The organism is Caulobacter sp. BK020 (assembly GCF_004342605.1).
Lineage (GTDB): Bacteria > Pseudomonadota > Alphaproteobacteria > Caulobacterales > Caulobacteraceae > Caulobacter.
Genome location: NZ_SLZL01000017.1, coordinates 26,050 through 38,183 on the forward strand (window position 1 = coordinate 26,050; position 12,134 = coordinate 38,183).

The 12,134-nt window shown below is 70.1% G+C and carries 10 protein-coding genes; 4 read left to right on the forward strand and 6 right to left on the reverse strand.

Going from position 1 to position 12,134, the window contains the following annotated elements; translation table 11 throughout:
• The first annotated feature begins 10 nt into the window (after positions 1 to 10).
• On the forward strand, positions 11 to 1,255 hold the full coding sequence (locus EV278_RS18505) for a glycosyltransferase family 4 protein (RefSeq protein WP_165916699.1): 1,245 nt from the start codon (positions 11 to 13) through the stop codon (positions 1,253 to 1,255).
• Here the strand turns inward: EV278_RS18505 and queG are convergent.
• The 5 genes from queG to EV278_RS18530 all read right to left on the reverse strand — a co-directional run bounded on the left by queG (position 1,244) and on the right by EV278_RS18530 (position 7,030).
• Complete coding sequence (queG, locus tag EV278_RS18510; RefSeq protein ID WP_132094795.1) at positions 1,244 to 2,443, reverse strand: tRNA epoxyqueuosine(34) reductase QueG; 1,200 nt, start codon at positions 2,441 to 2,443, stop codon at positions 1,244 to 1,246. The genes EV278_RS18505 and queG overlap by 12 nt on opposite strands.
• The gene (locus tag EV278_RS18515; RefSeq protein ID WP_132094797.1) at positions 2,424 to 3,110 is read right to left on the reverse strand and encodes a glutathione S-transferase family protein; all 687 of its coding nucleotides are present in this window, start codon (positions 3,108 to 3,110) and stop codon (positions 2,424 to 2,426) included. Before EV278_RS18515 ends, queG begins: the two co-directional genes overlap by 20 nt.
• Before the next feature lie 146 nt (positions 3,111 to 3,256).
• Complete coding sequence (gene rfaE1, locus EV278_RS18520; RefSeq protein WP_132094799.1) at positions 3,257 to 4,714, reverse strand: D-glycero-beta-D-manno-heptose-7-phosphate kinase; 1,458 nt, start codon at positions 4,712 to 4,714, stop codon at positions 3,257 to 3,259.
• Positions 4,715 to 4,793: 79 nt separating this feature from the next.
• Positions 4,794 to 5,726 carry a cation diffusion facilitator family transporter gene (locus EV278_RS18525; protein WP_132094801.1) on the reverse strand — a complete coding sequence of 311 codons (933 nt, stop codon included), beginning with the start codon at positions 5,724 to 5,726 and terminating at the stop codon, positions 4,794 to 4,796.
• 164 nt (positions 5,727 to 5,890) lie between these two features.
• Positions 5,891 to 7,030 carry a citrate synthase/methylcitrate synthase gene (locus tag EV278_RS18530; protein WP_132094803.1) on the reverse strand — a complete coding sequence of 380 codons (1,140 nt, stop codon included), beginning with the start codon at positions 7,028 to 7,030 and terminating at the stop codon, positions 5,891 to 5,893.
• A gap of 77 nt (positions 7,031 to 7,107) precedes the next feature.
• On the opposite strand from EV278_RS18530, the gene EV278_RS18535 reads away from it, so the two are divergent.
• Positions 7,108 to 8,271 carry a citrate synthase gene (locus tag EV278_RS18535; protein ID WP_132094804.1) on the forward strand — a complete coding sequence of 388 codons (1,164 nt, stop codon included), beginning with the start codon at positions 7,108 to 7,110 and terminating at the stop codon, positions 8,269 to 8,271.
• Positions 8,272 to 8,353: 82 nt separating this feature from the next.
• Positions 8,354 to 9,871: a glycosyltransferase gene (locus tag EV278_RS18540; RefSeq protein ID WP_165916700.1), complete on the forward strand. Its 1,518-nt coding sequence runs from the start codon at positions 8,354 to 8,356 to the stop codon at positions 9,869 to 9,871.
• Between the two features lie 126 nt (positions 9,872 to 9,997).
• Here the strand turns inward: EV278_RS18540 and EV278_RS18545 are convergent, their stop codons facing one another.
• The gene (locus EV278_RS18545; RefSeq protein WP_132094808.1) at positions 9,998 to 10,831 is read right to left on the reverse strand and encodes a hypothetical protein; all 834 of its coding nucleotides are present in this window, start codon (positions 10,829 to 10,831) and stop codon (positions 9,998 to 10,000) included.
• 245 nt (positions 10,832 to 11,076) lie between these two features.
• Here EV278_RS18545 and EV278_RS18550 point away from each other — a divergent pair, with 245 nt between their 5' ends.
• Entirely contained in the window at positions 11,077 to 12,033 is a 957-nt protein-coding gene (locus EV278_RS18550) for a hypothetical protein (protein ID WP_132094810.1), read from the forward strand.
• Positions 12,034 to 12,134 lie beyond the last annotated feature (101 nt).

The window sequence follows — 12,134 nt, forward strand, 5'->3', positions numbered from 1 at the left end:
ATCGATCGTGTTGAAACAACTCAGAGCTCTGGCCTGGCGGTGTGCGCCGGATCTCTGCGAGGCGATCTCGGTCCGCCTGCCCGCCTTGCGCGCCTATCGGCGATACGGATGGCGGCGACGCGCTGTGAATCCGGCGACGACGGCGGCCGGGCCGATCGTCGTGGCGGGCTTCCATGGCGCCGTCCTGGGCCTGGGCGAGGCCGCACGCGCCCTGGCCTCGGCCCTGGCCTCGACTGGAACCGCCGTGCAGGCCTGGGACGTCTCGGAACGGCTGGGCCATATGCGCCGGCTTGACCTCGGCGACGCCACCGCGCCGGACGCCGGGTCGGGGGTGATCATCGCCCATATGAACCCGCCCGAACTGATCCAGCTGATCGCAAGCGATCCGACGCCGTTCGAAGGCAAGCGGGTCATCGGATACTGGGCTTGGGAACTGCCGACGGTTCCCGGTCTGTGGAAACCGGCCTTCCGCTATGTCGACGAGATCTGGGTCCCCTCGCGGTTCACCGCCGACGCCGTGCGCTCGGCCGCGCCGCGCGGACTGGCGGTGCGCGTGGCGCCCCACCCTGTGCCGGTGAGCCCGGCGACCCCGGACCGGGCCCGATTCGGGCTGGATCCAAATCACGTGATCGTCCTTTCCGCCTTTGACCTGCGCTCCACCCTGGCCCGCAAGAACCCGCTCGCCGCCCTGGAGGCGTTCCGCCGCGCCGTCGCTCGAACCCACCGCCCTGCGACCTTGGTGTTCAAGACCATGGGCGGCGCCGAGGCCCCCGCCGCCCTGGCCTCGCTGTTGGCGGCGATCGGCGACGCGCACGACGTCGTGCTGATCGACCAGGCGCTGAGCGCCGCCGATCGAGATCGCCTGCTGGCCAGCTGTGACATCCTGCTGTCGCTGCACCGTTCCGAAGGTTTCGGTCTGCTGCTGGCCGAGGCCATGGCGGCTGGCAAGGCCGTGATCGCCACCGGCTGGTCGGGAAATCTCGACTACATGAGCGACCGGACGGCGGTCCTGGTCCCCTACACCCTGATCTCGGTCGATGACCCGCAGGGCATCTATCGTGGCGGCCATTGGGCCCAGGCCGACATCGAGACCGCCGGCCGGGCCCTGGCGGAGCTGATCGACGACGACGCGCGCCGCGAGGCCATCGGACGGCGGGCCCAGGAAGCCGTAGGCGCCCAGTTGGCCACGCCGGTCATCGCCGACCTCATGCGCCGCTTCCTCGACGGCGATACGGCCCCGCCCCTATCGCGGTGACGCCATCGGGCCGTGCGGAAGGGGCGCGGATCCGAGCGTCGAACCGTTCTTCCACTCCGCCCGCACGGCCGGATCGACCTCCCTCGCCGCCTCCGCCAGTCGCGCGAAGGTCTTTGCGTCCAGAAGCCGCCCCGCCGCCCACACCGCCGCGCCGCGCACCACCGGCGAGGGATCCGCCAGCCGCGGCTCGACCACCGCCATCAGCGCCGCGTCGCCGCTGTTGCCGATCGCGTAGAGCACGTTGCGCACGAAGCGGTCCCGGCCGATGCGCTTGACCGGGCTCTTGCTGAACAGGGCGCGGAAGGCCGGGTCGTCCAGCCCGGCCAACTCGGCCAGGGACGGCCCCTTCAAGGTCTCGCGGGCGTGGAAGGCCATCTCGTTGGACAGGCTGGCGAACTTGTTCCACGGGCAGGCGGCCAGGCAGTCGTCGCAGCCGTAGATGCGGTTGCCCAAGGCCTCGCGGAATTCCATCGGAATCGGCCCCGACAGCTCGATGGTCAGGTACGAGATGCAGCGCCGCGCATCCAGCCGGTTCGGGCCCGGGAAGGCCCTCGTCGGGCAGATGTCGAGGCAGGCGGTGCAGGAGCCGCAATGGTCGCGCTCGGGCGGGTCGGCCGGCAGGTCCAGGGTGGTCAGCACGCTGCCCAGGAACAGCCACGAGCCGAACTGGCGCGAGACCAGGTTGGTGTGCTTGCCCTGCCAGCCCAGGCCGGCCCGCTGGGCCAGGGGCTTTTCCATCAGCGGAGCGGTGTCGACGAACACCTTCACCTCGCCGCCGAACCGGCCGTGCATCCAGCGGGCCAGGGCCTTGAGCCGCTTCTTGATCACCTCGTGATAGTCGTCGCCCTGGGCGTAGACGCTGATCGTCGCGCGGGACGGATCCTGAAGCGCCAGCAGCGGGTCGTGCTCGGGGCCGTAATTGACGCCCAGCACCACCGCCGTCTTCGCGTCGGCCCACATGGCCGTGGGATGGGAGCGCCGGTCCAGCGTCTCCGCCATCCAGCCCATGGCCCCGTGAAAGCCCTCGGCCACGAAGTCGCGCAGCCAGCCGCCGTTCGGCCAGGCGTCGCTGGCGCTGGCGAAACCGCAGGCGTCGAAGCCCAGCCTCAGGGCCTCGGCGCGGATTTCATCCCTCAGCCCCCCATCTTTCTGGGATGCGTTCGGGTGATCAGAAATCGAGATCGTCATAGTGCGCGACCGGCGCCAGGCCCGGCCAGCGATCGGCCAGGATGGGTCGGAAGGCGGGCCTGGACTTCAGCTTCATGTACCAGGTCTTGGTCGCCGGGAAGTCCTTCCACGGCACGTCGCCGAAATAGTCGATCACCGACAGGTGGGCGGCGGCGGCGAAGTCGGCCAGGCTCATACGCCGGCCGGCCAGCCAGTCGCGGGTGTTCAGCAGGCCCTCGATATAGTCCATGTGCGCGCGCAGGGCGTCGCGGCCCCGGCGCAGCGACGACAGGTCCGGCGCGCCCAGCCGCAGCAGGCGCTTCTCCATCTTCTCGTGCAGCAGGAAGCCGTTGACCTCGTTGTCGAACTTGCGGTCGAACCACTGCAGCAGGCGGCGCGCCTCGGCCCGCTCGCCCGGCTCGCGGCCCAGCAGGGCGGGTTCGGGCTCCTGCTCCTCGATGTGCTCGAGGATGGCGCGGTTCTCGGCGATCACCGTGGTGCGCTGGTGCCGGGTCTCGACCAGCACCGGCGGCAGGCCCGACGGGTTGAGCTTGAGGAACTCGGCCGGGCCTTCCCAATAGCGCACCTGCACCTCGACGAACGGCAGGCGCTTCTCGCCCAGGGCCAGGCGCACCTGGCGCGAGGCCGGGTCGAGGGGAAAGTGGTGAAGGGTTCGTTCGACGCTCATGCCCACGCGCATTCAGGCTGCATCGTTCGATCGATGCGCCGTTTTGTTTAACAACAACTTGCCGAACGACGGTCATCGGTCGACTTCGCGGCTGAATTAAGGGGTTTCGTAAGGTTTCCGGCGTTCGGCCCGATCGCGCCGGTCGATCAGGCCTTGGCGTTCATCCGGCCGATCAGGTTGGTGGTGCTCTGGCCGGGCTTCAGCTGGGCCAGCAGCACCTTGCCGCCATAGCCCAGCACGATGTCCGATCCGACCACGGTCTCGACCGTATAGTCGGCGCCCTTGACCAGCACGTCGGGACGGAAGGCCTGGATCAGGGTCAGCGGGGTCTGCTCGTCGAACAGCACCACCAGATCCACCGCCGACAGCGAGGCCAGCACCGTAGCGCGGCCGCCCTCCTTCTGCACCGGCCGGGTCGGGCCCTTCAGGCGCTGGACCGAGGCGTCGGTGTTCAGGCCGACGATCAGCCGGTCACAGGCGGCCCTGGCCTGGGCCAGCAGCGAGACGTGGCCGGGGTGCAGCAGGTCGAAGCAGCCGTTGGTGAAGCCCACCTTCAGGCCCCGCGCCCGCCAGCCGGCGACGACGGCCAGAGCCCCGTCCAGGTCGGCGATCTTGTCGGCCGCCGGATCGGCGTGCTCGCCGTGGGCCAGGCGGACCAGCTCGTCGGCGGTGACCACGTCGGTGCCCAGCTTGGCCACCACCAGGCCGGCGGCCAGGTTGGCCAGGCGCGCCGCGTCCAGCGGACGCGCACCGCGAGCAAGAGTGAGAGCCAGGGTCGCGGCCACCGTGTCGCCGGCGCCGGAGACGTCGAACACTTCCAGGGCCGTGGCCGGCAGGTGGACCGGCGCCTCGCCGCGCACCGCCAGGGTCATGCCCGCCCCGCCCCGGGTGATCAGGGCGGCGGCGAGGTTGGGGGCGCCGGCCAGGATGGCGTTGGCCGCCTCGGCGGCGGCTTCGTCGCCGGCTCCGGTCACCCCCGTGGCCTCGGCGGCCTCGCGGCGGTTCGGCTTGATCAGGGTGGCGCCGTCGTAACGCGAGAAGTCGCGGCTCTTGGGATCGACGATCACCGGCTTGCCGGCGGCGTTGGCGGCGGCGATGGCGGCCTTCAGCACCGTGGGAGTCAGCACGCCCTTGGCGTAGTCAGACAGCACCACCACGTCGACCTCGCGCAGGTGGGCGTTGAACGCCGCCAGCAGGGCCTGGCCGTCGGCCTCGCCACGGTCCTCGCGGTCGGCCCGCAGCATCTGGTGCGAGCCGGAGATGTAGCGGGTCTTCTCGGTGGTGCGGCGGCGGGCGTCGACGATCAGGGCCGAGTCGAGGCTGGCCTCGCGGTCGATCAGGCCGGTCAGCACCCGGCCGGCGTCGTCGTCGCCGACCACGCCCACCAGCACCGCCCGCCCGCCCAGGGCCGCGACGTTGCGGGCCACGTTGCCGGCCCCGCCCAGCATCACCGTCTCGCGCTCGACGGCGATCACCGGCACCGGCGCCTCGGGCGAGATGCGGTCGACCGCGCCATAGACGAAGCGGTCCAGCATCACGTCGCCCAGCACCAGCACGGTGACGCCCGCGAAGGCTCGCGGCAGCTTGGCCAGTGTGTCGTCCATCGGGTGGGTCGCTCGTCGTCTGTGCAGGAAGCGCCATTTGGCCCCGCCGGACGCGGTCGGCAAGCCCGGCGATGCGCGCTCAGGGCGGCGGGACCTCGCCGAACGCCCCGCCATGCGGCTCGGCCACGCCGCGGGGATCGGGGTGGAGCAGGATGTCGGCGGCCGGAAAGGCCTCCAGCACACGGTTCTCGGCCGCCACCATCACCGCGTGGGCGACGCTCAAAACCAGGGTCGGATCCAGGTCCATGTGGGCCTGGACATGCATGTAGGGGCCCGAGGCGCGGGTGCGCACCTGGTGAACGCCGAGTACGCGGGGGTCAGCGGTCAGCAGGGCGATGATCCGCTCGCGATCTTCCAGCGGCAGCTCGTGGTCCATCAGCTGGTGGGCGGCCTCGCGGAACACGCCGATCGCCCCCCACAGCAGCCACAGGGCTACGGCCAGGCCGGCGGCGGCGTCCACCCAGGCCAGGTGCAGCAGACTGGCCGCGGCCAGGCCGACCAGCGACACGGCGTTGGAGGCCAGGTCGGCGGCGTAGTGGGCGCGGTCGCCCGACACCGCCACCGAACGGGTCCTCTTGGTCACCTCGGTCTGGGCCCGGATCAGCAGCAGGGTCAGGACGATCGAGGCGGCCATGACCCCGACGCCCAGGACGCCATGCTCGGGGGGCTCGGCGCGGCCGAAGGCGCGGATGGCCTCCTGGCCGATCAGCGCCGCCGAGGCGAACACCAGGCCGCCCTGGGTCAGGCTGGCGAAGGCCTCGGCCTTGCCGTGGCCGAAGCGGTGTTCGGCGTCGGGCGGAACGGCGGCGTAGCGCACGGCGTAGAAGGTGATCAGCGAGGCGACCAGGTCCAGCCCGCTGTCGGCCAGCGAGGCCAGCATGGCCACCGAATGCCCCATCAGCCAGGCGACGCCCTTGATCGCGATCAGGACGACCGCGACCCCCACCGACAGGGTGGTCACCCGGCGGGTCAGCACCAGAGATTCGGCGGCGGTCAGGGCGGGAGCGGACATGCCGCCTGTGTAGCAAGCGCCGCGATGCGACCCCAGCGAGAACGACTCGCGCGAGGTGTTCGCAGGCATGACGCCATGGACGAAGACGGGGACGCACACTCATGGCAAGGCCGCTGGCCATGCCGTGGGGTGAGTGTGTGTCCCCACCTCAAGTCGCGAGCGCGCTAAGCCGCCGCTTTCGTCCTCGGCCCCACATAGACCGACTGGGGCCGCACCAGCTTGCCGGTGGCCAACTGTTCGCGGGCATGGGCGATCCAGCCGGCCGTGCGGCCCATGGCGAACACGCAGGTGAACGCGGCCGGCGGCAGGCCCAGGGCCTCCAGCAGTACGGCGGTGTAGAACTCGACATTGGTGTCCAGCGGCCGGTCGGGCTTGTGGTCGCGCAGGATCCGCAGGGCGGCCTGCTCCACCGCCTCGGCGAAGGCCAGGCGGCCGGGAACCGCATTGGAGGCCAAATTTATCTGAGATTGGGCCAGCTGGCGGATCGCGGCCTTCAGGGCGTCGGCGCGCGGGTCGCGGACCCGGTAGATGCGGTGGCCAAAGCCCATCAGCCGGTCGCCGCGCGCCAGGGCCGCCAGGATCCAGGCCTGGGCGTTGTCGGGCGTCCCGATAGCGTCCAGCATCTCGATCACCGGACCTGGAGCGCCGCCGTGGAGCGGCCCCTTCAGCGCCGAGATCCCGGCCAGCACCGCCGAGGTCAGGCCGGCGCGGGTCGAGGCCACCACCCGGGCGGCGAAGGTCGAGGCGTTGAGGCCATGGTCGCAGACCGTGACCAGATAGGCGTCCAGGGCCCGGGCCTCCCCGTCCGTGACCGGAACGCCACGCGTCATCCGCAACACGTCGGCGGCGTGCGACAGCGCCGGGTCCGGGACCACCGGCGATTCGCCAGCGGCGACCCGCAGGACGGCCGGGGTGAAGACCGCCGGGGCGGCGATCAGCAGCAGGGCGGTGTCCAGCCCCTCGCCGTCAGGCAGACGGGCGATCAGGGCGCGGACGGCCTCGACCGGATCGCGCCGGGCCAGGCCTTCGTCCAGGGCCGCGACCTCGGCGAAGACCCGTACGCGCGCCGCGCCCAGCGCCGAAGCCAGGTCGGACGGCATGGAGTCGAAGAAGCCGTCCAGCAGCAGATGGGCGACGTCCTCGAACCCGGCGCGATGGGCCAGGTCTTCGACGGCGTAGCCGCGGATGGTCAGGCGACCGGCCTGGCCATTGACGTCGGACAGCACGGTGTGGGCGGCGACGACGCCTTCCAGGCCTTCGGCGACGGAGTTCGCGGTGGGAACGGCGGAAAGACCCTTGGACATGGATGAGATCTCCTTTCGTCCCGCAATCCACGCCTCGGGTGCTTGATCGTCAATCTTGATCAATATAATCAATATGAATGGCGGAATGGATCGACGCGGAACAGGCGATGGCGACGCTGGGGGTGCGCGCCCAGACCCTCTACGCCTATGTCAGCCGGGGCCGGGTGGGCGCGACGGCCCATCCCGACGATCCGCGCCGCAGCCTCTATCGCGCCTCCGACGTCGCCGCCCTGGCCGCCCGTAAGGCCCGAGGCCGGCGGGCTGCCGACGTCGCGGCCGAGGCCATCGCCTGGGGCGAGCCGGTGCTGCCCTCCGCGATCACCACGGTGGAGGGCGGGCGGCTGTTCTATCGCGGCCAGGACGCCGTTGACCTGGTCCGGATGCACAGCCTGGAGCAGGTCGCGCGTCTCCTGCGCGGCGGCCACGGCGCGCCGCTGACCGGATCGGAACCAAAGAAGCCGAAGAAGGGCGAGACGCCGCGCGCCCGGCTGTTCTCCACCCTGGCCGCCCGAGCCGGGATCGATCCGCCCGCTAGGGGCCGCGCCCCGCTGGCCCTGGCGATGGAAGCGGCCGGCCTGCTGGAGGCCGCCGCCGACGCCGTGGCCGGGTCGATCGGCGAGGGCCCCATCCACCAGCGCCTCGCCGACGCCTGGGCCTTGGACGCCCACGGCGCCGACCTGATCCGCCGGGCCCTGGTGCTGCTGGCCGACCACGAACTGAACGCGTCGACCTTCGCCGTGCGGGTCGCCGCTTCGACCGGAGCCTCGCTCGCCGCAGCGTCGCTGGCGGGACTGGCGGCCTTGTCAGGACCCCTGCACGGCGGCATGGCCGCCCGGGTCGAGGCGTTCGTCGACGAGGCGCGGCGCCGGGGAGCGGGCAAGGCCGTGGCCGGGCGCCTGGCCCAGGGCTCGACCACCCCGGGCTTTGGCCATCCGCTCTATCCAGACGGCGACCCGCGCGCCGCGGCCCTTCTGGGCAGCTTCGAGGTTCCAGACCTCTTAGCCGACCTGCGCCGCGAGACCGAGGTCTCCACCGGTCTTGCGCCGAACATCGACTTCGCCCTGGTGGCCCTGGCGCAGGCCCTGACCTTGCCCGGCGACGCGCCCTTCAGCCTGTTCGCCGTCGGGCGCATGGCCGGATGGCACGCCCACGCCATCGAGCAACTGCAGACGGGCAGACTGATCCGCCCTCGCGCCCGCTACGTGGGCCCGCGGCCAGGCGGATCCCAGCCTGTGCGTTGACCATGGCGGACAGGCGACCGGCCAGTCTATGACTCGACTCGCGCGACGCCGATCGATCGCCGCAATGCGAGGAACATCCGACTTGTCTGCGACCGATCCCGGCGGCCTGAGCATACTGCTGACCAACATCACGCTGGCGAGCCGGTCCGGAACCGAAACGGTGACGCGCGACCTGGCGTTCGCGCTGCTGCAGGCCGGACACCGGCCGATGGTCTATTCGCCGCGGCTCGGCCCTGTCGCCGAGGAGATCCGACGCGCCTCCATTCCGGTGACGGACGACATCCTGGCGATCGGGGAAACGCCGGACGTCATCCACGGCCACCACGTCGTCCAGACGGCGGTCGCAGCCACCCGGTATCCCGACACGCCGGCGATCTTTGTCTGCCACGACTTCATGGCCTGGCACGACCATCCGCCGCGCTTGCCCAACATCCGCGCCTACGTCTCGATCAGCGAGGCCTTCCGGACCCGCATGACCGTGCAGGGCGGGATCGATCCGAAGCTGGTCGAGGTCATTCCCAACGGTGTCGACACCGTCCGCTTCCGGCCCGGACCACCCCCTCCCGACAAGCCCAGACGCGCCCTGGCGTTCGCCAAGAATCACGGCCATCTGGAGGCGATCCAGGCCGCCTGCGCCCAGCGCGGAATCATCGTCGACGCCGTCGGCGCGGCCGTGGACCGGTTGACCGATGCGCCGGAGGCCCTGCTGCCTCGGTACGACCTGGTCTTCTGCAGCGCCCTGACCGCGATCGAGGCCATGGCCGCCCTGCGACCGGTGATCGTGTGCGACGGTCGCGGCCTGGCGGGCTTCGCCACCGAAGAGCGCTACGCGGGCTGGCGGCGCGAGAATTTCGGCCTTCGGACCCTCTCCCGCCCGGTCACGGTCGAAGCCCTGCTCGACGAGATCGACGCCTACGACGCCGTCGGCGCCGTGGCCCTGGGCGAACGGGTGCGACGGGAGGCCAATCTCCAGGCCTGGGCCGAAAGCTATGTCTCGCTCTATCGGCGGGCGATCCGCAGCCACGGAATGGCGCCGCTGGTCGGTCGCGACGAGACGGCCCGCGCCGTGGCGCTGCACATGCAAACCTGGAACCCGTCCCTGGACGTGGCCGGCTGGCCGCTGGAACGCGAGGCGCTGCTGGCCGACATCGCCCGCCTCGAAACGGGACTGGCGCCGATCGAGCCCGGACAGCGCGCCCGCGCCGCCGCCCCCCTCGCCCTGGCCTTGACCGGCTTCCACCCCCCGGAGTCCTGGGGCGCCTGGTCTGCGCAACGGTCCTGCAGCGCCCGCTTCAGGCTGGCGCCCGGCCAGGCCTTCGAGCAGATCGACCTGGAATTGCTGGCGTTCGCCACGCCGGCTCGCAAGCCCTTCCGGATCGCCTGCGGTCTGGACGGCCGGCCGTTGGGTGAGGTCGTCCTGGAGAACGACGGCGTCGAGCAGGCGGTGTCGACCGTCAGGCTCACGCTCCCCCAACGGGTCGAGGGGGGGCAGCACTGGATGACCTTCGAGACCGATGACTGCGTGACGCCCAAGTCGGCGGGTGTTTCGCTGGATCGGCGCCCCCTGGGCTTTGGGCTCCTGGCCATCCAGCTGGGCTAGAGCAAATCGCGCGATATAGGAATCGCACGATTTTCTCTAGCTCTTTGTTTTCGCATCGCTTTTGTGGAAAACCGGCATCCACTTTTCCGCGCGATGCTCTAGCTAAGGCCCGCCGGGCTCGGGAGCTTAGAGCGGCGCGATCGGCGAAAGCGCCGGCAGGACCGCCGACCCCGACCGACTTTCGGCCGCCGACAGGCGGTCAGCCAACATGGCGACGATCGGCGCCATGTGGCTCCAGCGCAGCACGTCGGAATAGACTCCCGCCCTGACCCGTTCCTCGCCGTGCCGCTCGTACCACGGCGCCTCATCCAGCGGACCGCGCAAGGTCTCCAGGTTCAGCGGACGGTGCAGCGTCTCGCGACTGACGGCTTCGCGGCCGACCGCATCGTCCAAGGCCCGGACGTCGTCGGCGACATCGGGATAGTCGTCGATCAGCCTGGCCTTGGCCGCCAAGTCCTGGGAGGACTGCTCGATGTGGCTGTGCTCGGAGCCCAGGGGCGCGTGGGCCAGACGGCCCATGACCACGGGATAATCCATGACCTCGACCGGGCGTCCGGTGAGCGCCGAGGCCTCGGCGGCGGCCACCCGCGCCAGGGCGTGGGTAAGGTCGTGGACAGGATTGTAGTTCTGCCAGGCGTCGGTCACCACGAACTCGACTCGTCGGGCGACGAAAGCCTCCCGCAGATCGTCGGCCAGGGCCGAAAAGACCTTCACGTCACGGTTCATGATCCAGCCGTAGATCTCGGAGTCGAAGGCTACGCCGAACAGGTCCGACGGCGTGGCGCCGAGCGCCTCGACCAGAAGGCGGCTCGCCTGGATCCGGGTTTCGGACCGGCCGGCGCGGGCGCCCTTGGCCAGGATGAACACCAGAGGTCGAGTCCGGGCGATCCAGGTCGCCAGGCGCAGTTCGTGGCCCGGATGCGCGACGACGAACGCCGTGGTCGCGCCTTGGTCCGCCAAGACGGCTTCTGCGCCGACGCCCGACGCCTCCATCAACTCCGCCCTTTCAGCGAATGGCGCGACGAATTTCGCCGCGACGAGCGATCATCGGCACGCGGCGGCATACGCCATTATCGCTCCGAGTCCAAAATTCGGATACCAATGTTATTATCCGGAGCAGAAATGGTTGAGCTTATTGGACATATTGTCCATAGGTTTAGGATCTGGGCCATCGTTAAGCTGACTGGGAGGCAGAGATGAGACATTTGATCAAGAGCGGGCTTCTTGCATTAGCCCTTTTGAGCGCGCCGGTCGTCGGGCACGCGCAAGCGACGCGAACCTGGGTGTCCGGCGTCGGCGACGACGTCAACCCTTGCAGCCGAACCGCGCCCTGCAAGACCTTCGCCGGAGCGATCTCCAAGACGGCGGCCGGCGGTGAAATCAATGTGTTGGATCCGGGCGGGTTCGGCACGGTGACGATCACCAAGTCGATCACTATCGGCACCGATCCGGCTCTTGGCGGCACGCTCAACGCCTCGACCAACGGCATTCTCATCAACGCCGCCGCCACCGACACGGTCACCCTGCGAGGGCTGGTGATCATGGGGCCGACGACAGGCGTTTCGACGGGCCTCAACGGCGTTCGCATCCTGCAGGCCGGCGCGGTCAATATCGAGAACTGCTACATCTACGGCAATCGGGCCGCCGCGCCGAACGGCAACGGCATCGTCGCGCTGAACAGTTCGGGCACCCTGCGGCTCAATGTCGTCAATACGCTGCTGTCCGAAAACGGCGCCGCGAGCACCGGAGCCGGCATTCTCGTGCAGCCCACCGGCTCGGGCAGCGCGATCGTCTCCTTCAACCACGTCACGGCCATCGACAACGCTCGCGGTGTTCAGCTGGACGCCTCGAGCACCTCGGGATCGGTCAAGGGCACCATTGCCAACAGCAACCTCTCCAACAACACGTTGGCGGGGATCCACATCGTCAGCGCCGGCGCGACGGCGAGCATCTACATCACCGACACCAACTCCTCGAACAACGCCGGCGGCGTGAACTCCATCGGCGCCGGCGCCGTGGCGTTGGTCAATCGTAGCAGCTTCGTCGGCAACGCCTTCGGCTTCCAGCCGCTCAGCGGCGGCCTGATCCAAAGCTACGTGAACAACGCGGTCACCGGCAACGGCGCCGATGGCGCGCCGACCTCGACGATCACGCCCAAGTAAAAGGCCGATCGACGGACAAGGACTCCGCCGCGGTGATCCCGCGGCGGAGTTTTTCGTGCCGGCCGCCTAGAGCGGAAAAGTGGATGCCGGTTTTCCGCAAA